Genomic DNA, 24,309 nt, shown 5'->3' with positions numbered 1-24,309 from the left:
GGAAGAGATGAGACAGCATCGTGAGGACGTGTTCTGCCATCAGGAGCTCCCGCTGACGCTGCCGATCACCAAGACGGTAGAGGAGTGGATCAGGGAGCTTGGCTCGAAGGAGGGAGCGGTGACCCTGCAGGTAACCAAGACGGCCAAGGAGTGGGCCGAAGCGCTTGGTGTGAACTGGGAGACCGTCAGGAAGCGGCGTTACCGTGGTTGGTCATGGACGGAAGCTCTGGATCCTCGCCTCAGAAAAACCACCTTCAATGATCGAGGGCTGCACTGATGGATATCTTGGAGAGAGCCGGGGTGCTCGACCGTCTCCCCAAAACTGGGGACACCCAACGCGCGCTGGAACTGGTGCGCACGGTACTGGATCAGTTGGCTGCGGAGCTTGAGGCTGAGACGAGAGAGTTGGCCGGGCCTGAGCTTCGCCTGCAGCAGTCGCTCGCTCTGCCCGGGCGAGCTGTTGTGCTGCGTGACCTGTCGATCGCATTGCGAGAGCTGATCAGCCTCGAGCGTCGGCAGCTTGGGCTGGAAAGTGCCCGGGGCGAGCGGTTGTTCGAGGTCTTGAGAGCGCTGGCAGCGAATGCCCATCGACCTGGTACCGACATGGAGGCCCAACCTGATGGGCAGTAAGCAGGCTTTCGACTGGGAAGCGATCGAGCGCGACTACCGCGCCGGTCTGCTTTCCATTCGAGAGATCGCCGGTCGCCATGGCTGCACGCACACGGCGATCGGCAAGCGGGCCAAGGCCGAAGGGTGGGCGCGCGACCTGAAGGCGAAGATCCGGGCGAAAGCTGATGCACTGGTTTCCAAGCGGGAGGTTTCCAGCGAGGTTTCCAGCAAATCAGCGGAAACTGAGCGGCAGATCATCGAAGCCAATGCCGAGGCCATCGTCAACGTGCGGATGGCGCACCGGGCTGATATCCGGCGCTCGCGCGGCCTGACCAACAAGCTGCTGGAAGAGTTGGAACAACTGATCGATCACCGCGAACTGGCCGAGTCGCTGGGCGAGATGATGCGCAGCCCGGACGCCTTCGGAAACGACCGGCTGAACGACCTTTACCACAAGATCATCGCGCTACCGAACCGCACCAAGATCATGCGAGAGCTGGCCGAGACGCTGAAGACGCTGATTACCCTCGAGCGCCAGGCATACAACCTCGACGAACAGGAGCATGACGAGCCCTACGAAGAGCGATTGCGGCGGCTGCTGGGGGAGTAGCTAAATCCCCACAAAGCCAGGAATTTAGCGTCTGACCCCCTGTAGGGTTCGATTTACCTGTTGACCGCATGCAGTCTGGTGGCTCCAACACAGGAGAGCACCACCATGATCAGAATGAAACCCGAGCACGAAGTCTGCCGTCCTGGCGAGCAATACCTCGATGAGGTAGCAGGCCCGCTCAGGATAGGGCGCTACACGCACAGCGATGAGCTCTGGATCTACTACTTCGGTACCGTTCAGGAGCGGCCTTGCGAGATACGCATGGCGAGTGTTCGCAATGAGCTTCTATGTGGCGGGTATAGCCGGGCAGAGGCCGGGTCTACCGTGGTTGTCTTGGTTAGAGAAACCAGGCCGCCGGAATAGCTGGAGCGGTAAGTCATCCGCGCCTGCGGCGCGTTACGACTTGTTCTTGCCTGTCAGCCAGGTGAGTGCGAAAGGTGCCGCAACTGCTATGAGCAAGCCTGTCAGCGGTATCGCGGAGCTGCTGATAATCCCGGTGGCGGCCAGAGCCAGCGCGGCGATATTGCCTATCATCAAGAAAACGAACAGCCCGCCCAATAACTGCGGCAAGGTCGGATAGCGTTTGCGCAAATAGGTTCCGATCGCAACGACCGCAAAGAGGAATGCGAGTGCGAGCAACATCGCACCATCTGTTGATGAGCCTCTTCCACCCCTGGCAATCGCCCCAAGAGGTAGCAGAAGAAGCACGGCGAAAGCTAGCAGTCGTTCCATGAGTTGGCCTCGCCCTGAGCATGTATCAGGAGAGGATAGTCACGCCTTGCGCTTGATGCTCACCACGTTGGCGCCAGTGCGCAGCGCATCTATCGAGTCGGCCCCGTATTGGGCCATGAGTAGGAATGCTGTGTTCACTGGACGACCTGCTGCGCTCAGTATGTCCGATCCGGCGGGCTGATTTTTGATTGCCCGCAGCAGGATCAAGCATCGGTCATCTTGGCTGTCAAAGCAGGGGTACTTTCGGCTTTAGGGGTACGTTTGGGGGTATGGCGGCAATGTCGAAACTCTCAAGGCCTTTTTTGCGTGGCCTTGATTGGCTATGTTCGATTCCAGCAGGGCCATCGACTCAGCAACGAAAAAGCCGGCTATCGCAGCCGGCTTTTTCGTTTTGGGTGTGGAACAGGTCGAGCGCCACCTCGATCGAAGTGACCCTCTCACTCACTTACCAGTTGAAGTTCACCGAGGTCAGCAGGGTGCGCTCGTCACCGTAGGCACAGGTGGAGAAGCTGCACTGCGTGTAGTGCTTGTTGGTCAGGTTGCTGGCGTTCAGGGTTACGGCCCAGTTGTCGTCGATCTGGTAGCGCGCCATGGCGTCGAACAGGGTGTAGGCTGGCATGGACGAATCCATTTCCGAGGCCTGCGTTGTACCCATGTAGCGAGCGCCGGCGCCTACGGTCAGTTGCGGCATGCCCCAGTGGACGAAGTCATAGCTGGCCCACAGGGCGGCCTGGTGGTAGGGCGTTTCGTCGGTGCGTTGACCCACTTCGGAGGCAATGCTGCTCTTGGTGGTGCGCGAATCGGTATAGGCGTAGGTGGCGATCACGCTGAGTGCTTGGGTGACATCCGCCTTGGCTTCCAGCTCCAGACCGCGGGAGCGTACCTCGCCGGTTTGGCGGTATTGGTCGGTAATTGGATCCTGCTTGAGCACGTTGGTCTGGGTCAGCTCGTAGACTGCTGCGCTGAGCAGCATGTTGCTGTCCTTGGGCTGATAGCGCACCCCGACTTCATACTGCTTGCCTTCGGTGGGGTCGAAAGTCTGGCCGGTGACCGACGCAACCGAAACCGGGAAGAACGACTCGCTGTAGCTGATATAGGGCGCCAGGCCATTATCCGCGAGGTAGACCAGGCCAGCACGGTAGGTGGTGGCTTCATCGCTCTGGCTCGCCTTGTCACCATTGCGATGCGCTGTTTGCTGTTGATCGGCCCAGTCATGGCGACCACCCAGAAGCAGAATCCACTTGTCGTCGAATTTGATCTGATCCTGCAGATAGATGCCTTTTTGCAGAGTGTCGAGCTGCGAGCCGCGATCCGCTGCGGGGTTCTTGTTGACCACCACCGGCTGGCCATAGTTGTAAGTTCTCAGATCCAGGCTAGGGGCGTTACCACGGAAGTTATGCGAGTCATAAGAGCTGTCGTAGCCGTCGAAACCGACCAGTACGGTGTGCTCGACGCTGCCAAGCTGCCACTTCGACTCGATGTTGGTATCGCTGGCCCAGGTTCGAGCACGTTCGTGGCGATCACTGTAGCGACGCAGCAGGGTGCCGGTACGTGCGGAGAAGTCGATGGCGGCGGTCGAGGGTTGAATCTGCAGGTAATTCCACTTCACGTCGGACTCGGAATAGCGCAGCTTGTGATTGAGCGTGATGTTTTCGTTGAAGCTGTGCGTGAACTCATAGCCGAGCGCCGACATCTCGCCGTTCATGTCGTCGTAGTCCGGCTCGCCGACGAAATCATGGCGACCAATCTTGAAAGCACCATCGCCCACGCCTTTCACCATCTGATAGGGCAGGGGCGCGAGGAAACGCGTATCGGTCTTCTGGTAGAAGGACAGCAGGGTCAGCGAGGTATCTTCGTTGGGGCGCCAGGTCAGCGCCGGGGCGATGTAGAACTTGTCGTCGTTGATATGATCCTGCTGGGTGTCGCTGTTGCGGCCGAGCAGGGTCAGGCGATAGCTCAGGGTGTCGCTGCCAGCCAGCGGGCCGCTGAAGTCCGCAGAGAGTTGCTTGCGGTCGTGGGAGCCTACTTGCAGGTTCAGCTCATGGAAGGGCGTTTCGGTCGGGCGCTTGCTGACGCCATTGATCATGCCGCCGGGCGAGAGCTGGCCATAGAGCACCGAGGCAGCGCCGCGAATGACCTCGACGCGCTCCAGGCCATAAGGTTCCTGAATGCCGTCGTAGGAGTTGTTCTGCAGGCGCAGGCCGTCGCGCAGCGAGCCGCCGGTGGCGGATTCGACCGAGAAACCGCGGAGGCGGAAGCGATCCGCAGTGCGGTTGAAAGCGGTCGAACTGGCGGTGAACCCTGGGGTGTAGCTCAGTGCCTGGGCCAGCGTTTCCGACTGGCGGTCGCGAATCTCGTCGCTGGTCACCACCGACAGCGACTGCGGCGTTTCGGTGATCGGTGTGTTGGTCTTGGTGGCACTCATGTTGCGCTTGGCAACATAGCCCGTCACATGCTCGGTGGGTTGTTCCACGACTTGGCCGGTGACATTGATGCTGCCGATTTCCACGGGATCTGCTGGGTTTGCCAGAGTAGCTTCTGCGGCGGCCAGGTTGCCTGAGCTCAGGCTGGCCATGGCCAGAGCCAGAGCGGAGAGACTGAAGGCGGGACGGCGAGCATCCTGTTTCGGGCGGTTCTGCATGAAATGGCGCATGGCGAACGAGTCCTGTTGTCGTCTGGTTAGGTGTCGGTGCAAGGCTGAGGATTTTCTGGTGATCCTGCATGCCGTCGCGCAGGTGGCAGATTGCTCTGGCGGTGTGGACTGTACATCTAAATGAGAAAGATTTGTACTAGCTCACAATTTATTGTCATCACCCAGCTATTGCTGCAAGCTACGCGCGGATGTTCATGGCTCGGACGCTGGCTCGAAGAACGCGACGTTCGCGAAGGAGCCGAGCAAGATTTTTCCTGGTGAATCCCGTATGCCTCCGAGCCTGCACGCCATGCGCGTTGGGCAGGTGGTGATGCGATCCGAATTGAGTGTGTGTGCATGTTGAAAGCGATGCGACTTCGGCTCCAGTTCGATGAGCTGAAGGTGCTGGATGACATCAGCCTGACGATTCCAGAGGGCTGCTTTACCGCGCTGATTGGCGCCAATGGCTGCGGCAAGACCACCTTGCTCAACGTGCTGGCACGTATGCAGCGGCCGGCCAGTGGTGAGGTGTTGCTCGAGGGTAAGCCCCATGCGCAGTTCTCACGACGTGAGTTGGCCAGGCGCGTTGCCCTGCTGCCGCAGCGCACCACCTCGCCGGCAGGCCTCACCGTGCGCGAGCTGGTCATGCAGGGGCGCTACCCCTGGCAGAACTGGTGGCAGCAGTGGAGCGAGCAGGATCAGCAGGCGGTGGATCGAGCGGTGGAACTGGCCGATATCGCCATGCTGCTGGATCGCACCCTGTCCACCCTTTCCGGCGGGCAGCTCCAGCGTTGCTGGATCGCCATGACCCTGGCGCAGGACACGCCCATTATCCTGCTCGACGAGCCCACCACCTTTCTCGATATCGCCCATCAGATCGCCCTGCTCGAGTTGCTGGCTGTGCTGCGTGACCAGGGCCGCACCATCGTCGCGGTGCTGCACGACCTGAACCAGGCGGCACGTTACGCCGATAACCTGGTGATGTTGTGCCAGGGCAAGGTGCATGCGCAGGGGGCGCCTGCCGAGGTGTTCACGGCGAGCAATCTCAAGGCCGTGTTCGACCTGGATGCGCACATCATCAGCGACCCGCATTCGGGCGATCTCTTGTGCGTGCCGGTGGCGCCCGCTCGATTACGAGCAGTCGAAGCCAAGGTCTGTTCATGAGCCGGGCGTGGAGCTGGCCACTGTGGCTGTCGATCCTGCTGGCGATCGGTCTGGCGTCGATGCTGCACCTGGCGGTGGGGGCCAAGTCGATTCCCTGGGCGGATGTCTGGCAGGCACTGGTGGCCTACGACCCGAGCAATGCCGATCACAGTGTCATCCGCGGCTCGCGCCTGCCACGCCTGTGGATTGCGATGGTGGTGGGAGCCTGCCTGGGCCTGGCGGGCACCGTGATGCAGGCGGTGGGTGACAACCCCTTGGCCGACCCGGGCATTCTCGGCATCAACAGCGGTGCGGCCTTGTTCGTGGTGGTCGGGCTGTTGGTATTGCCTGGCAACGATATGAGCATGATTCCTCTGTTCGCCTTCAGCGGCGCCCTGGTGGCCGCCGTCGGCGTCATGCTGCTGGCCGGGCGCACGCCCAATCCGGTGCGCCTGACGCTGTCCGGGGCGATGATGGCCGCGTTGTTCGGCGCCATCACCGCGATCCTGCTGCTGCTCGATCAGCAGGGGCTCGACAGCCTGCGCCGTTGGCTGACCGGCTCGCTCGGCATCACCGGTGCGAACCTGCCGACCTGGCTCTGGCCCTATGTCGCTGCCGGCCTGCTGCTGTGTCTGGTGAATGTGCGGGCATTGAATGCCTATCGCCTCGGTGCGCAGGTGTCCTCCAGCATGGGGGTCAATCTGCTGCGCATGCGCTTGCTCAGCCTGGCCGCCGTGGTGCTGCTGTCCGGTTGCGCGGTGGCGCTGGCCGGGCCCATCGGTTTCGTCGGCCTGGTGGTGCCGCATGCGGCGCGGCTGCTGCTCGGGCACGATCTGCGCCGTCTGCTGCTGGCGGCGCCGCTGCTCGGTGGCTTGCTGCTGATCCTGGCCGATGTGGTCGCGCGTACCCTGGTCAGCCCCTACGAACTCAACACCGGCATCGTCACTGCCCTGATCGGCGGTCCGGTGTTCGTCGTGCTGGTATTGAGGAAGATGAAATGAGCCGCTGGCTGACGACCCCGAGGCGTTTGGCCGGGCTGCCCTGGATCGGGCGGCCGATCGACCTGTTATCGGCTTTGCTGCTGATTGCGCTGCTGCTGGGGCTGGCACTGTATGCCGCCAGCGTGGGCAGCTATTCGATGGACATGGCGCAGCTCTGGCGGAGCCTGTTCTCCAGTGATGCCAGCGCAGCGCAGGCCAATGTGCTGTGGGAGCTGCGCCTGCCGCGCATCCTGCTGGCGATTCTCGGCGGGGCGGCGATGGCCCTGGCTGGCGTGCTGATGCAGTCGCTGACGCGTAATCCGCTGGCGGCGCCGGGATTGGTCGGGGTGGAGGCGGGCGCCAGCGTCACCATGTTGCTGATCCTGGTGCTCTGGCCACAGGCCTTGCCGCTGCCGCTCTATCCCCTGGCAGCGTTGCTCGGTGGTCTGGCGGTGGCGCTGTTAATCGTCGGCCTTTCCTGGCGTGGTGCCATTGCACCGCTGCGTCTGATTCTGGTGGGCGTGGGCCTGACGGCCATGCTCGGTGCCGTCGCCGATCTGTTGATCACCTACGGCAATATCGATCGCGTCGAGTCGGCGCTGATGTGGCTCGGCGGCAGCCTGCATCGTGGGGATTGGCCGCAGGTGCAGAGTCTGGCGCTGTGGTTGCTGATCGCTGGTCTGCCGCTGTTGTTCTGCCATCGCCAGCTCAATCTCATGCAACTGGGCGAGGGCGTGGCGCTCAGCCGAGGCCTGAACCTGACCTGGCTGATGCTTTTGCTGTTGCTGTGCAGCGTGATGCTGACTGCGGCGACGGTGGCCAATATCGGCGTGATGACCTTCGTTGGCCTGGTCGCGCCGCATCTGGCGCGGCAACTTTGTGGTGAACGACACGGCGCGCTGTTGCCGCTGTCGGCGCTGTTCGGGGCCGTGCTGGTGCTGCTCGGTGACACCCTGGGCCGTGCCTTGCTGCCGCCGCTGCAACTGCCGGCCGGCCTGGTGGTGGCGCTCATCGGTGCGCCTTATCTGTTGGTTTTGCTGGCGCGACAACGCAACCGCTGACGCGCCCCCATACAAGCTCATGAGGAAAATGATGCTGAAGCTCAAAGCCCTTTTGCCAATGGCCTGCGTGCTGCTCGGCCTGGCCTCGATGCAGGCTGTCGCCGCCGATACCCGTGTATTCGAGAACCGTTTCGGCCGTGTCGAGGTACCGGTGGCGCCACGCTGCGTTGTGTCTCTGCATGACCTCAGCCTGACCACCCAGCTACTCGAACTGGGCGTGAAGCCTTGCGGCTCCACCGGGCGCAAGAAGCTGTTTTCCGATGCCTTGTTTCGCGGTGCGCAGCAACGCTTCGATGTCTCCGGCATCAGTTATGTCGGTTCGCACCAGTCGCCCGATCTCGAAGCCATCGCCGCGCTCAAGCCTGATCTGATCGTCGGGCTCTCCTATCACGAGGAACTGAAGGAGCGGCTCAGCAAGATCGCTCCGGTCGTGTTGTTGCCAGCGCGCGAGGCCGATATCAAGACCTATGCCAGGGAGCTGGCCGACCTGGTGGGCAAGCAGCAGCGCTATGAGGAGATGCTCAAGGAGTACCAGTGGATCGTCGGCGAGTTCGCCAAGCGGGTGAAGGATCCAGGGCGCATTACCGTGACTACTTTGGAGGTCTACCCGGATGGTTTCCAGCTAATCGGCCGATCCGGCATGGATGACGTGATCGCCGACTTCGGCCTCGGGCGTGTGGCGGCCTACAAGGAGGCGCGGCAGAACGTGCCGTACAGCCTGGAGCGTATCGGCGACTTCGACAGTGATTTCATCATCGACACCTATGAGGAAATGCTCGGATCGGAAGCTGACACCGAGGCTTTCCGCCGTTCGCCGCAGTGGCAGAACCTGTTCGCGGTGAAGAACCATCAGTTCCTCTACTTCAACCGCAGCCGCTTCGCCGACACCATGCAGGGCATGATCGGCTCGGCCTACCTGCTGCTGTCGCATATCGGTGAGCGTGCCTACAACCTGCAGGAAAAGTAAGGGGCTGGCCGTAGATAGCAGCTTGTGGGGTGGCCAAATAATGGCCATGGAGCCTTCTAGCTCGGGCTTTTCGCAAAGGTGTGAGCGATTCATGGCTTATTATCAAATAATATTAATTCCTGTTTGATAGTGAGTGTGTTTTGCGATAATTTGGTGCGCCTCATCAGTAGCGCCAAGGAATCCAGATGCTCACCGACTCGCTCTTCCGCGCAGACCACGCCCCGGTTCAAGCAGATATCGAGGGGGCTCTGCCATTCGTCTTGCGCGCCCCTGTGTCAGGCGACTCCTGGCGCGATCATGCGGAACTTATCAAGGCAACCGTCGACCGCGAGTTGCACACCACCGGCGGTATCCTCTTTCGCGACTTCGCCTTCCGTGATGCCGGCGATTTCGAGGATTTCGCCCGTAGTTTCGGTCACGAGCTGCTGACCTACGACTACGCCTCCACGCCGCGCACCAAGCTCAACAGCCGCGTCTACACCTCCACCGAGTACCCCGCTCACCAGGTCATTCCGCTGCACAACGAGCAGTCCTACTCGCTGAACTGGCCGATGAAGATCTGGTTTCACTGCATTCAGGCCGCGCCGGTCGGCGGCGAAACACCCATCGCCGACAGCCGCCTGGTCTACCAGCGCATCGATCCCGTCATCCGCCAGCGTTTTGCCGACAAGCGCCTGATGTACGTGCGCAATTACGGCAACGGTCTGGATCTCACCTGGCAGCAGGCGTTCAGTACCGAGGATCGCAGCGAGGTCGAGCGCTTCTGCCGGCTCAGCCATATCGACTTCGAGTGGAAGGACGACGGCGAGCTGCGCACGCGCCAGGTCTGCCAGGCCGTGGCGCAGCACCCGGTCACCGGGGAGTGGGTCTGGTTCAACCAGGCGCACCTGTTCCACATCTCCAACCTGCCGGCGGCGCTACGCGAAACACTGGTGTCCATCGTCGGTGAGGAGGGCGTGCCGCGTAACGTCTTCTACGGCGACGGCTCGCCCATCGAGCTGGAGGCGCTGGAGCATGTGCGCGACGTGCTGCAACGCACCCAGATCAGCTTCCCCTGGCAGGCGGGCGATGCGCTGATGCTCGACAACATGCTGGTTGCCCATGGGCGTTCCACCTTCCAGGGGGCGCGCAAGGTGGTGGTGGCCATGGCCGAGCCTGCGCCATTGGGCTGACGCCCCTCACTCTCGATGCCGCCGCGAAGGCGGCAGAACTCGACTCTGCAAGATGAAGGACGACATATGCTCGATCGCCTGATGCGTGATTGCTGGCTGCGCGGTATTCGCCTGTCCGCCAGTGAAGGCCGCCTGATGATTTCCGCTGGCTCGCCAGAGGCGTTGAATTCGCCCCTGGAGCAGGAGCTGCAGGCACGCGCAGGCGAGATTCTGCCGTGGCTGCAGCGTCATCCGGATTACTTCGAGGCGCGTCCGCTCAGCGATAACGAGCAGGCCCTGTGGTTCCTGCAGCGCATGGAGCCGAACAGTTGCGCCTACAACATCGCCCTGGCTGGGCGAGTCAGGCCGCAATACCTCTGGGCGGATCTGCCGCAGCGTCTGGAGCGGGCCTGGCAGGCCGTACAGCGGCGTTATCCGCACCTGTGCAGTGCCTATGTCGAGCGTGATGGCCAGTTGCTGCAGTGGGACAGCCGCCCACAGCCCACCTCGCTGCAATGCGAGACCTGGCAGGGCGCGGATGCGGCCAGCGTGCAGCAACGCGTGATCGAACTGGCTGACAAACCCTTCGATCTGGCTGCCGGTGAAGTCAGCCGGCTGGTGCTGTTGAGCAACCAGTTGGATGACCGCGTCGAGCACACGGTGCTGCTGGGCATTCACCATATCGTCTCCGACCTGACCACCTTCGATGTGCTGTTCAGCGAACTGTTCGCCCTGGTCGATGGCGAAGTGCTTGCCGATGTCGACCCCCAGGCCTATCGCAACTGGTGCAGCGCCCTGCATATCCGCAGCGAGGCGATCGAGGCCGAGGAGCTGGCCTGGTGGCAGGCGCAACTGGCCGATGCACCAACGCTGGAACTGCCCACCGACTTCGCCCATGGCAGCACCCAGGGCTTCGAGGGCGGCGAGCTGTCGTTCCATTTTGGCGCGGACAACAGCGAGCGGCTGCGCACGGTGGCCAAGAGCCTGGGCGTGACGCCCTACGTTTACTGGTTCTCATTGTTCCAGCAGTTTCTCGGCATGCTCTCCGGGCAGGATGATTTCGTCCTCGGCACCCCCAGTGGCTGGCGCTTGAAGCGCGAGCAGGCCGAACTGCCGGGCTACCTGGTCAACCCCTTGCCGGTGCGCTGCCGGGTGCGTCGCGACCTGTCCAGTGCTGACTGGGCCAGGCAGGTGGCGGCCAACGTCAAACAGGCGCTGCGCCACCGTCACTATCCCTTCGCGCGCCTGGCCAAGCACCTGGATCTGCCGCGGCAGATGGGCCGGGCGCCGGTGTTCCAGCATATGTTCACCCTGAACAAGGAGCGTGACGTACCCTTCGAGCGCTACATCGAGCGCATGATCGGCGAGCAGCGTGGCGCGGCTCACGAGCTTAACCTGGTGGTCATCGATGATCTGCCTGAGTTCATCGGCCGTTGGCGCTACAGCAAGGCGCTGTATCGGCGCGAGAGCGTCGAGCGCTTCCAGGCGCAGTTCCTGGCCCTGGTCATGGCGGCCATGGAGCAGCCGGACGTGCCGTTCGCTGAACTGGACTGGCTGCCATTCGAGCAGCGTTCGCAGTTGTCTGGCGAAACCTTGCCGGTGTCAGAGGAGGGCGCCTGGCAGGCCTTCGTCAAACACTGTTTGGAAAAACCACAGGCCATCGCCCTGGAGGATCGGCAGGGCCAACTGACCTATGCCGAGCTGGCCAGTGCCGTGGTCGCCCGTGGCGAGCGCCTGCAAGGCTTGCTGAGCGTTCTGGGTGATCGGATTGCCCTGTGCCTGCCGCGCAGCCGTGAACTGGTGATGCATATGCTCGCTGCCTGGCAGTGCGGCGCTACCTATCTGGCCCTCGACCCGCAGTGGCCCGAGTCGCGTCTGCAGGACATCTGCCTGGATTCCACACCCAGGGTCTGCGTGGGTGAGGGCGAGCGGCCAGACTGGTTGCCAGAGCAGGTGCAGTGGCTGACTGTGCCGAGCAGTCCAAGCCTCAGCGAGGCGCCGCTGCGCACCAGCGTGCCGGCGGACTTGCCGGCCTACGTGGTCTACACCTCGGGCTCCAGCGGACGACCCAAGGGCGTGGAGGTGACCCAGGGCAACCTCGTGCACTACGTCAGCGCCTGCCTGGCGCGACTGCACCTGAGCAGCGATGCCAGCCTGACGAGCCTGGCCAGTTGCGCCACGGATCTGGGCCACACCGCCTTGTTCGGTGCGCTGCTCAGCGGCCGGCGCTTGCGCCTGCTGGACGAGGCGCTGGCCTTCGATGCCGAGGAGCTGGCGGCGCAGCTCGGCCAGCAGCCGGTGGACATGCTGAAGATCGTGCCCTCGCACCTCAATGCCCTGCTGGTGGCCAGCGAACCACAGCGCCTATTGCCGCGCCAGTGCCTGGTGCTCGGCGGCGAAGCCCTGGGCGCCGATCTGCTGGCACGGGTGCGCGCCCTGAGCCCGCACCTGCGCATCGTCAACCACTACGGCCCCAGCGAAACCACGGTGGGCGTGCTGACCCACGAAGTCGAAGGCGAGGGTGACGCACCGCTCGGCCGGCCCCTGGGCAACGTGCGCATCAGCGTGCGTGGGCCGGATGGCGCGGTGTTGCCGGCTGGCGTCAGCGGCGAGCTGTATATCGAAGGCGCCACCGTGGCGCGTGGTTACCTGAGTGCCAGCGAGATCGATCAGGCGCGTTTCGGTGAGCACGGCTATCGCACGGGCGACCGCGTTCGCCTCGATCATCTGGGGCGGGTGCTGTTCCTCGGGCGCCTGGATGAACAGGTGAAGATTCGCGGCTACCGCGTCGAGCCTTCGGAAGTGGCGGCGCAATTGCGCGCGTTGCCCCAGGTTGTGGACGTGCGCGTACTCAACGCACCGACGCCGTTGACCGGCAACCGCCTGGTGGCCTTCCTGGTCGCCGCGCCGAGCGCACTGGCGGATATTCAGTCCGCTTTGCAGGCCCGCCTGCCGGACTATATGCAGCCGGCGCAGTGGTATTGCCTGGAGGCCATGCCGCTGCTGGCCAATGGCAAGGTCGACCGTCAGGCATTGCTGAACCTGGCCGAGCAAGCACCACGCAGCGTCGAGGCGCGTGCCGAACAGCCGCTGAATGCCGTGGAAAGCACCCTGCTGGATATCTGGCGCGAACTGCTGGGCAACCCGGACATCGGCCCGGACGACAACTTCTTCGCCCAGGGCGGCGACTCGATTCTCGGCCTGCAGATCATCGCCCGCGCGCGCCAGCAGCAGATCACCCTCACGCCCAAGCAACTGTTCGCCGAGCCCAGCGTGCGGGCGCTGGCGCGGGTGGCGCAAACGCCGCAGCGGGCCAGGGTCGAGCGCCTGCTGGCGATTGCTCGGGAGATTCTGGAAAAGCCCGACCTGCAAGCCGACGACAACTTCTTCGCGGTCGGTGGCGACTCCATTCTCAGCCTGCAGATCATCGCCCGCGCCAAGCAGCAGGGCCTGCAGCTCAAGCCCAAGCAGATCTTCGAGTTCCCATCGGTCAGCGGCTGGGCCGAGCAGGCCGTGGAGCTCGCCAGTGTGGCCGAGCCGGCCAAGGTCGATAACGCCGAGCCAAGCGCCGCTTTCGCCCTGACGCCGATCCAGGCCTGGTTCTTCGACCAGCAGCAGAACACCCCGCAGTACTGGAACCAGTCCCTGCTGCTGGCCGTTCAGCAACCGCTGGAGCCGGCGCGCCTGGCCCAGGCACTGGCCACCTTGCTGCAGCGTCACAGCAGCCTGCGGCTGATCTTCGAGCAGAGCGCGCAGGGCTGGCAGCAACGCTATCAGCCGCTGTCGGCGGACATGGCCGGCAAGCTGCTGCAGGTGGTCGAACAACCGCTGGACGACGCGCTGCTGGAGCAGTGGCAACAAGGCTGGCAACTGGATCGCGCGCCCTTGATCCGCTGGGTGTACTTCACCGGCAGTGGGCATCTGCTGTGCACGGCGCATCATCTGCTGGTCGACGCCGTGTCCTGGCAGGTGCTGCTGGAAGAACTGGAAAGCCTCTACCTCGACCCGCAGGCTTCGCTGCCGGCGGTTTCCACCAGTTTCCATGGCTGGAGCGAGGCCTTGCAGCGACATCGCGAGAGCGCAGAGGTGCTGGCCCAGCGTGACTACTGGCAAGCGCAGTTGGCCGAGGAGGGCGAGGTCGCCCGTGACGTCAGTCTGTACGGCGAAAGCCGCACGCTGGAAACCAAGCTGTCCGTCGAGAAAACCGAACTGTTGCTGGGCGACTGCCATGAGGCCTACAGCACCCAGGTGCAGGATCTGCTAGTCGCGGCACTGGCGGGTGTGATCGGCCAATGGCTGGGGCGCGAGCAGGTCACCCTGGAGATGGAAAGCCACGGTCGCAGCGGCTGGGAACAGGGCCCGGATCTGTCGCGTTCGGTGGGCTGGCACACCAGCCGCTACCCCTTGGCCGTGCATGCCGCCGAACAACCGGAGGAGGCGATCATCGCCGCCAAGGAGGCGTTGCGCCGCGTGCCGGAGCAGGGCATCGGTTACGGCCTGCTGCGCCTCGATCCCCAGCACGGGCTCGGCGCCGCTTCGCTGCTCACCTTCAACTACCTGGGGCGGGTCGACCAGTGGCTGGGTGGCTCGCGCCTGTGGCGCCTGGCGCAGACGCTGTGCCCGGCCATGCGTGCCCCCGACACCCGCCGCACCCATCTGCTCGACGTCACCGCCCTGGTCGACCAGGGTCAGTTGCACATCGAATGGCGCTACGCCCCGCAGGTGCATGAGCAGACCCTGATCGGCGCACTGGCGCAGCAGTTCCAGCAGCGTATCGAAGCCCTGCTCGAACACTGCCTGGATCCCGAAGCCGGTCGCGCCACCGCTGCCGACTTCGCCGATTCGGGGCTTTCCGACGACGAATTCCTCGGCCTGCTCGAGCAATTGCAATGACCACCCCTGGCGCCCCCACATCCCCAGCCCACGGCAAGGAGACCCTCGGCATGAACGACAAGGTCAAAGCACTTTCCCGCAATATCGAGGCCATCTACCCGCTGGCGCCCATGCAGCAGGGGCTGCTGTTCCACAGCCTGATGCACCCGGGCAAGGGCATGTACCTGCTGCAGTACCGCCACGTGATGGTGCTGCCGCAGCTCGACCTGGACGCCTTCCGCCAGGCCTGGGCACAGGTGGTGGAGCGCCACGAGCTGCTGCGCACCTCCTTCGTCTGGAAGCAGCAGAAGCGGCCGATGCAGGTGGTGCACAAGCAGGTCGAACTGCCGATCACCTACGAGGACTGGTCGGCTATCGACGAGGCCGAGCAGCAGGCGCGCCTGGAGCATCTGCTGGCCGAGGAGCGTCGCGAGGGGCTGGATTTCACCCAGGCGCCGCTGATGCGCGTGCGCCTGTTCAAGCTGGCGCCGGACACCTACCAGTTCGTGCGCAGCTATCACCACATCCTGATGGATGCCTGGTGCTTCTCTATCATCATGATGGACTTCCTCGACGGCTACCGCGCCGCGCGTGAGGGTCGGCGCCTGGAACTGCCCAAGCCACGCCCGTACCGCGATTTCATCCGCTGGCTGGAACAGCAGAAGCCCGAGGATCATCAGGCCTTCTGGCAGCAACGCCTGGCCGGTTTCGACACGCCCACCACTTTTGGTTTCGGCCATGCTGGCCGTGTGCTCGATGCGCCGGAGCCGGTGGAGGATTGCGTCGAACACCTGAGCCTGGAGCAGACCCAGGGCCTGCAGCAGGCTGCCAGCCGCCTGGGTATCACCCTCAACACCCTGGTGCAGGGTGCCTGGGCCTTGCTGCTGGGGCGCTACAGCGGCAATCGCGACCTGCTGTTCGGCGTCACCGTGGCCGGGCGCCCGGTGCACATGCAGGGCATGGAGAGCATCGTCGGGCTGTTCATCAACAGCCTGCCGCTGCGTTGGAACTGGCAGCCGCAGCAGTCACTCGGTGCCTGGCTCAAGGCCCTGCAGGCGGAGAACCTCAGCCTGCGCGAGCACGAAAGCGTGTCGCTGGCGCAGATCCAGGGCTGGAGCGAGGTGCAGCGCCAGGATCTGTTCCAGAGCCTGTTCGTCTTCGAGAATGCGCCGATCTCCGCCAGCCTGCGTCAGGGCCAGTTGGACTACCTGATCAGCGACATGGCCAACCGCACCCACACCAACTACCCGATCACCGTGGTGATCGTGCCCGGCGAGCGCCTGCACCTGCAGTTGACCTACCAGACCGACTGGTTCCTGCGCGAGGAAGTCGAGCAGATGCTGCGCCATTTCCGCACGCTGCTGCTGAATATGGGCGAGGCCCTGGCCAGCGACGCCGATATCCCGCTGCAGCGCATCGCCATGCTCGATGCCACGGAGATCGCCCAGCAGCATGCCTGGGCCGCAGGTGGCCTGGCGGCGGACGAAGCGCAGTTGCAGCCGCTGTACGTCGAGCGTGTGCAACAGCAGGTGCGCCGCACCCCCGAGCGCATTGCCGTGGTGCATGGCGAGCGCAGCCTGAGCTTCGATCAGCTGAACCGGGCGGCCAACCGCCTGGCCCGCCATCTGCGCGCCAATGGCGTGCAGGACGGCGACCTGCTGGCGCTGCTCGATGAGCGTGGCCTCGACCTGGTGGTGATGATCCTCGCCGTGCTCAAGGCGGGTGCCGGCTGGCTGCCGCTGGACCCACGCAACCCGCCGCAGCGCCTGGCCCAGGTGCTCACCCAGAGCCGTTCGCCGCTGCTGATCCATGGCGCGGAGCAGAGCGAGCTGGCCCAGCAGGCGCTGCAGCAGATGGCCCAGCCACCGGCGGCGATCCGCTACGAGCCGGCGGCCCTGAGCGGCTACAGCGATGCCGACCTGGACATTCCAGTGCACGATCTGTCGCTGGCCTACTGCATCTTCACCTCGGGCTCCACTGGCACGCCCAAGGGCGCCATGGTGGCCCACGCCGGCATGCTCAACAACATTCTCGGCAAGTTGCCGGGCCTGGGCCTGAATGAAGATGACGTGATCGCCCAGAGCGCGCCGCAGTGCTTCGACATCTCCGTCTGGCAGACCCTCGCCGGCCTGGTGCTGGGGGCACGCACGGTGATTCTCGGCGACTGCGTGATGCAGAACCCCGAGGCCCTGGCCGAGGCCATCGCGCGGAATGGCGTGAGCATTCTCGAAGCGGTGCCGTCGCTGATGCAGAGCCTGCTCGACGCCGGTCTGGAGCGCACCGCGCTGCGCTGGGTACTGGCCACTGGCGAGGCGCTGCCACCGGCGCTGGCGCGGCGCTGGTTCGAGCGCTACCCGGGTATCCCGCTGATGAACGCCTACGGCCCGGCCGAATGCTCCGATGACGTGGCCTTCCATCCGCTCATCGAGTGCCTGGCGGAATCACGCAGCAGCGTGCCGATTGGCCGCGCCACCCTGAACAACCGCCTGTATCTGCTGGATGCCGAACTGCAACCGGTGCCACGCGGTGCGGTGGGGGAAATCTTCGTCGCCGGTGTCGGGGTTGGCCGTGGCTATATGGCCGACCCGGCGCGCACGGCGGCGGTGTTCCTGCCTGACCCCATCGCCAACGACGGCAGCCGCCTGTATCGCACCGGCGACCTGGCGCGCTTCCTGGCCAATGGCGAGCTGGAGTACGTCGGGCGTACCGACCACCAGGTGAAGATTCGCGGCCACCGTATCGAGCTGGACGAGATCGAAGCCTGTCTGACCCGTTACCCCGGTGTGCGTGAGGCGGTGCTGCTGGCCCGTGACGACCAGCAGCGCGCCAAGGTGCTGGTGGCCTACGTGGTGGCCGAGCCGCAGCCCTCCATCGAGGCGCTGCGCGAGTTCGTCGCCGCCAACCTGCCACCCTACATGCTGCCCAGCGCCTTCATGCTGCTCGAACGCATGCCGCTCAACGCCAACGGCAAGATCGACCGCAAGGCGCTGCCGGCGCCCGATTTCGCAGCGCAGAGCGAGGCGCGCTATGTGGCGCCACGCAGCGAGCTGGAAGCGCAATTGGCCGAAGCCTGGCAGGGCGTGCTGGGGCTGGCGCGGGTCGGCATCCAGGATCACTTCTTCGAGCTGGGCGGGCATTCGCTGCTGGCCACGCAACTGATCGGCCAGATCGGCAAGCTCAGCGGCAAGGAACTGCCCCTGCGCGTGGTCTTCGAGCGCCCGACCATCGCCGCCATGGCCGAGTGGCTGGAGCAGCAGGAGGCTGGCGAGGGTAACGCACCGAAGCGTCTGCCGCGTCCGCAGACCCTGCCGCTGTCGTTCGCTCAGCAGCGCCTGTGGTTCCTTCAGCAACTGCAGCCTGAAAGCCCGGCCTACAACCTGGCCGGCGCGGTGCGCCTGAGCGGCGACCTGCATGTGGCTGACCTGCAGGCAGCGCTACAAGCCCTGGTCGATCAGCACGAAGTCCTGCGTACCCGTTTCGTCAGCGACGGCGGCGAGCCGGTGCAGGTCATCCTCGCCAGGGCCGAGCTGGCCCTGCCGCTGATCGAGGTGGCCAGCGAGGCGCAGTTGCACGAGCTGCTGCGCCAGGACGCGATGACCCCGTTCGCCCTGGACAGCGGGCCGCTGCTGCGCGCCTGCCTGTATCGCCTGGGCCCGCAGGCGCATGTGCTGGCGCTCAATTGCCACCATATCGTCGCCGATGGCTGGTCGCTGCAACTGATCATCGACGGTCTCTGCGCTCATTACCGCGAGCTGCGCCAGGGGCGTAAACCGGCGTTGGTCGAGGCGCCGATGCAGTACGCCGACTATGCCCTGTGGCAACGCCAGTGGATGGACAGCGCCGCCTGCCAGGACGAACTGGCCTACTGGCGCGAGCAGTTGTCCGGCGAACTGCCGGTGCTCGAACTGGCGGCGGACTTCCCCCGTCCGGCCCATGCCAGCCAGGCTGGCGGGCGCGTCGAGCAGCGCCTGCCGGATGAGCTGGCGGCGCGCCTGCGGGCATTCAGCGCGAGCCACGGCTGGAGCAACTTCATCCCCATGCTCTGCGCCTTCCAATTGCTGCTGCGCAGCCGCAGCGGCGAGCACGACATCCTCGTCGGGGTGCCGGCCGCCAACCGTCATCACGCGGCCTTGCAGCCGCTGGTGGGCTGCTTCGTCAACACCCTGGTGTATCGCCAGAAGCTTTCCGGCACGACCAGCCTGTTGCAGCACATGAACGCCTTGCAGGCGCTGTCCGTGGCAGTGCAGTCGCACCAGGATCTGCCCTTCGACTACCTGATCGAACAGCTCGGCGTGGCTCGCCAGGTCAGCTACAACCCGCTGTTCCAGGCCATGTTCAACTACTTCCCGGGCCATGCCCTGGAGCGTTTCGAGCTGACCGACCTGATCGCCGAACCCCTCGACAATCGTCCGGACAGCGCCCTGTGCGACCTGCATCTGGACGTGCGCGACAGCGAGCACGGCATTGCCCTGAGCCTGCAATACAGCAGCGAGCTGTTCCGCGAGCAGACCGCCCAGGCGATGCTCGAGCAATACCTGGCGCTGCTCGAGGCCGTGCTCGAACAACCGCAGCAGGTACTCGGTGAGCTCGCCTGGCAGCCCGAGCAGCGCGCGCTGGCCCGCTTGCACGGCGAGCCTGTGCAGGGCCGCGAAGACATCCTGCAGGCTTTCGCCCGGCAGGTCGCCGAGCAGCCCGAGGCCATCGCCGTGCAGGCCGGCCAACGGCGCCTGAGCTATGCCGAGCTGAACCAGGCCGCCGAACGCCTGGCCGCTGCCTTGCAGGCCCGTGGCGTCGGCGCCGAGGATCGCGTGGCCCTGCGCCTGCCGCGCGATGCGCGTCTGCCCATGGCCATGCTGGCCATTCTCAAGACGGGCGCCGCCTACGTGCCGCTGGCCGAGGACACCCCGGCCGAGCGCGGCCGCTATATTCTCGCCCACGCGCAGCCGCGGCTGTGCCTGAGCAATGCCGAGGCCCTGGCGGAACTGGCCGAGTGGGGCAGCGATGTCGAGCTGTTGGATATCGATGCACTGAGCAGCAGCGAGCCCTATCGCGCGCCGAGCGTGCATCCCGCCCAGCTCGCCTACGTGCTCTACACCTCGGGTTCCACTGGCCAGCCCAAGGGTGTGGCCATCGCCCGTGGCAACCTGATGAACCTGATGCTCGGCGTGCAGCAGGTGCTGCCGTTGACGGCGCAGGACAGGGTGCTGGCACTGACCACCGCGACCTTCGATATCGCCATCGTCGAGCTGTTGCTGCCGCTCGGTCGCGGGGCCAGCATCCTGCTCGCCGACCGTGAGCAGGCACGCGACCCGCAAGCCCTCGACCGCCTGATCGAGGCCGGCCAGCCGACGGTGATGCAGGCCACCCCGGCCACCTGGCGCATGCTGGTGGCGCACACCCAGCGCAGTTGGCAGGGCGTGCGCGCCATTTCCGGCGGCGAGGCCCTGCCGAGCGCGCTGGCCGAGGCCATGGAGCAGCGTGGCGCGCGGGTGATCAATGGCTACGGGCCGACCGAGGCCAGCGTCTACAGCACCTTCGAGGTGCGTCAGGGCGACAGCGGCGGGGTGGAGGTGCCGATTGGCCGGCCAGTGGTCAATACCGCTGCCTATGTGCTGGACGCCGACCTGCAACCCGTGGCGCCGGGCGTGTCCGGCGAGCTGTACCTGGCCGGCGCCAACCTGGGCCGTGGTTATTTCGCCGCGCCGGCGTTGAGCGCGGCCAGCTTCCTGCCCGATCCCTTCGTGCCGGGCGCGCGCATGTACCGCACCGGCGACCGTGTGCGGCGCAATGCCAATGGCAGCCTCGACTACCAGGGACGCCTGGACTTCCAGGTCAAGCTGCGTGGCTTCCGTATTGAACTGGGTGAGATCGAAGCCCTGCTGGCGCGTATCGCCGGAGTGCGCGAAGCGGCCGTGGTGCTGCTCGGCAGCGGCGACAGTGCGCGCCTGGTGGCCTACTACTCGGTCACCCAGGCGGCGAGCGCCGAGCTGAACGACGCCGCGCTGCGCGCGCAACTGGCGCAGCACCTGCCGGATTACATGCTGCCAAGCCAGTTCGTGCGCCTCGACAGCTTGCCGTTGAGCCCCAGTGGCAAGGTGGAGCGCAAGGTGCTGCCGGCGCCCACGCAACATGAAGGCCAGCGCGATGGTGAACTGAGCCAGCCCTGGGAGGCGCAACTGGCCGAGCTCTGGTGCGAGCTGCTTGGTTGCAATGCGGTGGGCGCCGGCGACAACTTCTTCGCCCTCGGCGGCCATTCGTTGCTGGCGGCACGGCTGGTAGCACGTATCGCCGAACGCCACGGGCGGCAACTGCCGCTGCGCAGCGTATTCGAGTGCCCGACCCTGGGCGCACTGGCGGCCAGCCTGGCCACTGCCGAGGGGGCAGACGAAAGCATCCTGCGACCATTCGGCGAGGTTGCGGCGCCGCTGCATTTCACCCAGCAGCGGCTGTGGTTCCTCGACCGCTTGCAGGGCGATACCCAGGCCTACCACCTGTCCCTGGCCATGCACCTGCACGGCAACCTGCAAGCCGATGTACTGGAACGCGCCCTGGCGCAACTGGTGCAGCGCCAGCACAGCCTGCGCAGCGTGTTCAGCGAGACGGAGGCAGGCGCGCGGCAGCAGGTCGTGCAACTGCACGGCCCGCTACTCAGCGTCGAGCCGTTGCAGCAGGATGTGCAGTCGCCGGCCTTCGCCCGCACCCTGAGCGAGGAAGCGCAGCGCGCCTTCGACCTCGGCGCGACGCCGCTGTGGCGGGTGCGCCTGTATCAGGGCGCAGGGCAGAGCGTGCTGCAGGCCACCTTGCATCACATCATCGCCGACGCCCGTTCGCTGGAGATATTCTTCGACGAGCTGCAACGCCTTTACCAGGCCGAGCTGAGCGGAGCCCAGGCGGCGCTGGCACCGCTGCCGCTGCAATTCAGCGATGTTGCCGCCAGTTGGCAGAGCCCTGCCGGGCAGGCGCGCATCGACGCGCAACTGGACTACTGGCGGCAGGCCCTGGCCGGCGAGCCGCCGGTGCTGGATCTGCCCACCGACCTGCCGCGCCCTGCCGAACAGGGCTACCACGGGCGGCGCCTGCGTTTCGAGTTGCCGGTCGAGTTGGTCGAACGCCTGCGCAGCACCGCGCAGCGCCATGGCCTGACCGCCTTCGCGCCGCTGCTGGCGGCGTGGAAGGTGCTGCTGGCCAGGCATTCCGGGCAGCGCGAGCTGTGGATCGGCCTTCCGGTGGCGCAGCGTCAGCAGGCGCACACCGACAACCTTATCGGTTACTTCGCCAGCACCCAGGTGCTGCGCAGCCAGATCGACCCGCTGCAATCGGTGGCGTCGTTCTGGCAGGCCTTGCAAACCACCCACCTGGCCGCGCAGCAGCATGGCGATGTGCCCTTCGAGCGGCTGGTGGAGGCCTTGCAGGTACGCCGCGATCTGAGCCATACGCCGCTGTTCCAGGCGCTGTTCAACCTGATCCAGCGCGACGACGTGGCCGCGGTCGGCCAGGGCTTCGCCGGCCTGCCGGCGCAGCGTCTGGATGTCGAGAGCGACAGCGCCCTGGTGGACATCGGCCTGCATATCGAGCAGCACGGCAGCGCCTGGCACTGCGTGCTGGAGTACAACACCGAGCTGTTCGTCGCCAGCACCATGCAGCGCTACGCCGACGAGTACCGTCACCTGCTCGACGGCATGCTGGCGCGGCCCGAGGCGCGGCTGTGGGATATCGACCTGGCCAATGCCGATCACGCCCTGACACGCCGCCCATGGAACCTGCCGGCGCACGCGCTGAGCGAGACCGAGGATCTGATCGCCCGCTTCGAGCGCCAGGTCGCGCTGACCCCGGACGCACTGGCGGTGGATTGCCAGGAGCAGCGCTACAGCTATGCCCAGCTCAATGCCCTGAGCAATCGCCTGGCCCATTGGCTGCGCGCCCAGGGTGTCGGTTGCGATGATCTGGTCGCCCTGTGCCTGAGCCGTGGCCCCTGGCTGCTGCCCAGCATCCTGGCGATCCACAAGGCGGGTGCGGCCTATCTGCCGCTCGACCCACAGCAACCGGGCGAACGCCTGCGTTTCATCATCGAGCATGCGCGGCCGGCCCTGGTGCTCAGCGAGCAGGCCTGCGCCGAGGTGCTCGGCGCTGTCGACAGCACGCTCGTCGAGCACCTGCCGCTGGCCGAGCAGCCGGCGCACGACCTGGCACTGTCGGTGGCGCCGCTGCAGCGTGCCTACGTGATCTACACCTCCGGCTCCACCGGCACGCCGAAGGGCGTGCAAGTCACCCGTGGCAACCTGAGCAACCTGCTCGCCGGCCTCGACCGCCAGTTGCCGCTGAGCGCCGAGGACGTCTGGCTGGCCAGCACCACCTACGCCTTCGATATGTGCAAGCCGGAGCTGTTCCTGCCGTTGCTCAAGGGTGCGGCCATCCTCCTGGCGCGCCGCGAGCAGGTGGTCGATGGGCACCGCCTGTTCGAGCTGCTGCGTCGCGCCACGGTGTTCCAGGCCACCCCGGCTGGCTGGCAGCTCCTGCTGGAAACCGGGCGTGACGACTGGCCGGCCCTGCGCGGCCTGATCGGTGGCGAAGCGGTGCCGGCCGAGCTGGTCAAGGTGTTGCAGGCCAAGGGCGTGCAACTGATCAACGCCTATGGCCCGACGGAAACCACCGTCTGGTCGACCACCCAGGCGCTGCGCGAGGTGCCGGCCGGCGTCGCCGATATCGGCATGCCGCTGCTCAACACCCGTTGCTACGTGCTCGACGAATGCCTGCGGCCGGTACCGCTGGGCAGCACTGGCGAGCTGTATATCGCCGGCAGCGGGGTGACTCGCGGCTACCAGCATGCGCCGACCATTACCGCCGCAGCGTACTTGCCCGATCCGTTCGCCAGCGAGCCTGGCAGCCGCATGTACCGCACCGGCGACCTGGTGCGCCGCCGTAGCGATGGGCGCCTGGCCTATGTCGGCCGTGCCGACTTTCAGGTCAAGGTGCGCGGTTTCCGTATCGAACCGGGGGAGATCGAATCGCTGCTGCGCCGTTACCCCGGCGTGGAAGAGGCGGTGGTCATGCTCGATGGTCGCAGCCACAGCCTGTTCGCCTGGCTGCAGGCCGCGAGCCCGGTCGACGAGGCGGCGCTGCGCCGCCATCTGGAAAACCTGCTGCCGGCCTATATGGTGCCGGCCGGTTTCATCCAGCTACCTCGTTTCGCCCTCAATGCCAACGGCAAGATCGACCGCAAGGCCCTGCCGGCGCCGCAAGCGCAGGCCGAGCAAGGCGTAGCGCCGCGCACGGCACTGGAGCGCGAACTGGCCGAGCTGTGGCAGGAGCTGCTCGACCTGCCGCAGGTCGGCGTGCTCAGCAGCTTCTTCGAGCTGGGCGGCCATTCGCTGCTGGCGATGCGACTGATGACCCGGGTGGAGAGCCGCTTCGGCGTCAAGGTCGAGCTGCGCAGCCTGTTCCATAACCCGACCATTGCCGGCCTGGCCGAACAGATCGAAAACCCGCAGCGGCCTTCGACCGATCAGGCACTGGATGAGATGCAGCGTTTGCTGGCAGAGATGGAAGACTGAA

General features: G+C 65.3%; 12 protein-coding genes. 10 read left to right on the top strand and 2 right to left on the bottom strand.

Annotated elements, in window-relative coordinates; all coding sequences use genetic code 11:
- The first annotated feature begins 7 nt into the window (after window positions 1-7).
- Genes PVE35_RS17085 through PVE35_RS17075 form a run of 3 tightly spaced genes read left to right on the top strand, consistent with a single transcriptional unit; the run spans window position 8 to window position 1,219 of the window.
- Window positions 8-277 carry a hypothetical protein gene (locus PVE35_RS17085; RefSeq protein WP_277372465.1) on the top strand — a complete coding sequence of 90 codons (270 nt, stop codon included), beginning with the start codon at window positions 8-10 and terminating at the stop codon, window positions 275-277.
- Window positions 277-630, top strand: coding sequence for a hypothetical protein (locus PVE35_RS17080; protein ID WP_277372464.1), 354 nt, complete (start codon window positions 277-279; stop codon window positions 628-630). The genes PVE35_RS17085 and PVE35_RS17080 overlap by 1 nt, the downstream gene beginning before the upstream one ends.
- On the top strand, window positions 620-1,219 hold the full coding sequence (locus tag PVE35_RS17075) for a hypothetical protein (RefSeq protein ID WP_277372463.1): 600 nt from the start codon (window positions 620-622) through the stop codon (window positions 1,217-1,219). The genes PVE35_RS17080 and PVE35_RS17075 overlap by 11 nt, the downstream gene beginning before the upstream one ends.
- Before the next feature lie 396 nt (window positions 1,220-1,615).
- On the opposite strand, the gene PVE35_RS17070 is transcribed toward PVE35_RS17075, so the two are convergent.
- Together PVE35_RS17070 and PVE35_RS17065 are read right to left on the bottom strand one after the other, a co-directional pair.
- Window positions 1,616-1,951 carry a hypothetical protein gene (locus PVE35_RS17070; protein ID WP_277372462.1) on the bottom strand — a complete coding sequence of 112 codons (336 nt, stop codon included), beginning with the start codon at window positions 1,949-1,951 and terminating at the stop codon, window positions 1,616-1,618.
- A 445-nt stretch (window positions 1,952-2,396) separates the two neighbouring features.
- Complete coding sequence (locus PVE35_RS17065; protein WP_277372461.1) at window positions 2,397-4,604, bottom strand: TonB-dependent siderophore receptor; 2,208 nt, start codon at window positions 4,602-4,604, stop codon at window positions 2,397-2,399.
- A gap of 348 nt (window positions 4,605-4,952) precedes the next feature.
- Here PVE35_RS17065 and PVE35_RS17060 point away from each other — a divergent pair, with 348 nt between their 5' ends.
- The 7 genes from PVE35_RS17060 to PVE35_RS17030 all read left to right on the top strand — a co-directional run bounded on the left by PVE35_RS17060 (window position 4,953) and on the right by PVE35_RS17030 (window position 24,308).
- Window positions 4,953-5,747 (top strand): ABC transporter ATP-binding protein, encoded by a 795-nt coding sequence (locus PVE35_RS17060; RefSeq protein ID WP_277372460.1) that lies wholly within the window; start codon window positions 4,953-4,955, stop codon window positions 5,745-5,747.
- Window positions 5,744-6,727, top strand: coding sequence for an iron ABC transporter permease (locus PVE35_RS17055; RefSeq protein ID WP_277372459.1), 984 nt, complete (start codon window positions 5,744-5,746; stop codon window positions 6,725-6,727). Before PVE35_RS17060 ends, PVE35_RS17055 begins: the two co-directional genes overlap by 4 nt.
- Window positions 6,724-7,767 (top strand): iron ABC transporter permease, encoded by a 1,044-nt coding sequence (locus PVE35_RS17050; protein WP_277372458.1) that lies wholly within the window; start codon window positions 6,724-6,726, stop codon window positions 7,765-7,767. The genes PVE35_RS17055 and PVE35_RS17050 overlap by 4 nt, the downstream gene beginning before the upstream one ends.
- Before the next feature lie 31 nt (window positions 7,768-7,798).
- On the top strand, window positions 7,799-8,734 hold the full coding sequence (locus PVE35_RS17045) for an ABC transporter substrate-binding protein (RefSeq protein WP_277372457.1): 936 nt from the start codon (window positions 7,799-7,801) through the stop codon (window positions 8,732-8,734).
- 185 nt (window positions 8,735-8,919) lie between these two features.
- Window positions 8,920-9,906 carry a TauD/TfdA family dioxygenase gene (locus PVE35_RS17040; protein WP_277372456.1) on the top strand — a complete coding sequence of 329 codons (987 nt, stop codon included), beginning with the start codon at window positions 8,920-8,922 and terminating at the stop codon, window positions 9,904-9,906.
- A 66-nt stretch (window positions 9,907-9,972) separates the two neighbouring features.
- The gene (locus PVE35_RS17035) at window positions 9,973-14,778 is read left to right on the top strand and encodes a non-ribosomal peptide synthetase (RefSeq protein ID WP_277372455.1); all 4,806 of its coding nucleotides are present in this window, start codon (window positions 9,973-9,975) and stop codon (window positions 14,776-14,778) included.
- 50 nt (window positions 14,779-14,828) lie between these two features.
- A complete protein-coding gene (locus PVE35_RS17030; protein WP_277372454.1) occupies window positions 14,829-24,308 on the top strand; it encodes a non-ribosomal peptide synthetase in 9,480 nt (3,159 codons plus the stop codon).
- The last annotated feature ends 1 nt before the right edge of the window (window position 24,309 follow it).

The sequence above is a fragment of the Pseudomonas sp. AA-38 genome (genome assembly GCF_029457475.1).
In the GTDB taxonomy this organism is placed as follows: Bacteria; Pseudomonadota; Gammaproteobacteria; order Pseudomonadales; family Pseudomonadaceae; genus Aquipseudomonas.
Note: the sequence above shows the minus strand (reverse complement) of the source record. Positions and strands in the feature narration are given on the sequence as shown.

What these genes read in the sequence shown, in the direction of transcription:
- PVE35_RS17085 (WP_277372465.1), top strand. Translation starts at nt 8, where the DNA reads ATGAGACAGCATCGTGAGGACGTGTTCTGCCATCAGGAGCTCCCGCTG.
- PVE35_RS17080 (WP_277372464.1), top strand. Translation starts at nt 277, where the DNA reads ATGGATATCTTGGAGAGAGCCGGGGTGCTCGACCGTCTCCCCAAAACT.
- PVE35_RS17075 (WP_277372463.1), top strand. Translation starts at nt 620, where the DNA reads ATGGGCAGTAAGCAGGCTTTCGACTGGGAAGCGATCGAGCGCGACTAC.
- PVE35_RS17070 (WP_277372462.1), bottom strand. Translation starts at nt 1,951, where the DNA reads ATGGAACGACTGCTAGCTTTCGCCGTGCTTCTTCTGCTACCTCTTGGG.
- PVE35_RS17065 (WP_277372461.1), bottom strand. Translation starts at nt 4,604, where the DNA reads ATGCGCCATTTCATGCAGAACCGCCCGAAACAGGATGCTCGCCGTCCC.
- PVE35_RS17060 (WP_277372460.1), top strand. Translation starts at nt 4,953, where the DNA reads ATGCGACTTCGGCTCCAGTTCGATGAGCTGAAGGTGCTGGATGACATC.
- PVE35_RS17055 (WP_277372459.1), top strand. Translation starts at nt 5,744, where the DNA reads ATGAGCCGGGCGTGGAGCTGGCCACTGTGGCTGTCGATCCTGCTGGCG.
- PVE35_RS17050 (WP_277372458.1), top strand. Translation starts at nt 6,724, where the DNA reads ATGAGCCGCTGGCTGACGACCCCGAGGCGTTTGGCCGGGCTGCCCTGG.
- PVE35_RS17045 (WP_277372457.1), top strand. Translation starts at nt 7,799, where the DNA reads ATGCTGAAGCTCAAAGCCCTTTTGCCAATGGCCTGCGTGCTGCTCGGC.
- PVE35_RS17040 (WP_277372456.1), top strand. Translation starts at nt 8,920, where the DNA reads ATGCTCACCGACTCGCTCTTCCGCGCAGACCACGCCCCGGTTCAAGCA.
- PVE35_RS17035 (WP_277372455.1), top strand. Translation starts at nt 9,973, where the DNA reads ATGCTCGATCGCCTGATGCGTGATTGCTGGCTGCGCGGTATTCGCCTG.
- PVE35_RS17030 (WP_277372454.1), top strand. Translation starts at nt 14,829, where the DNA reads ATGAACGACAAGGTCAAAGCACTTTCCCGCAATATCGAGGCCATCTAC.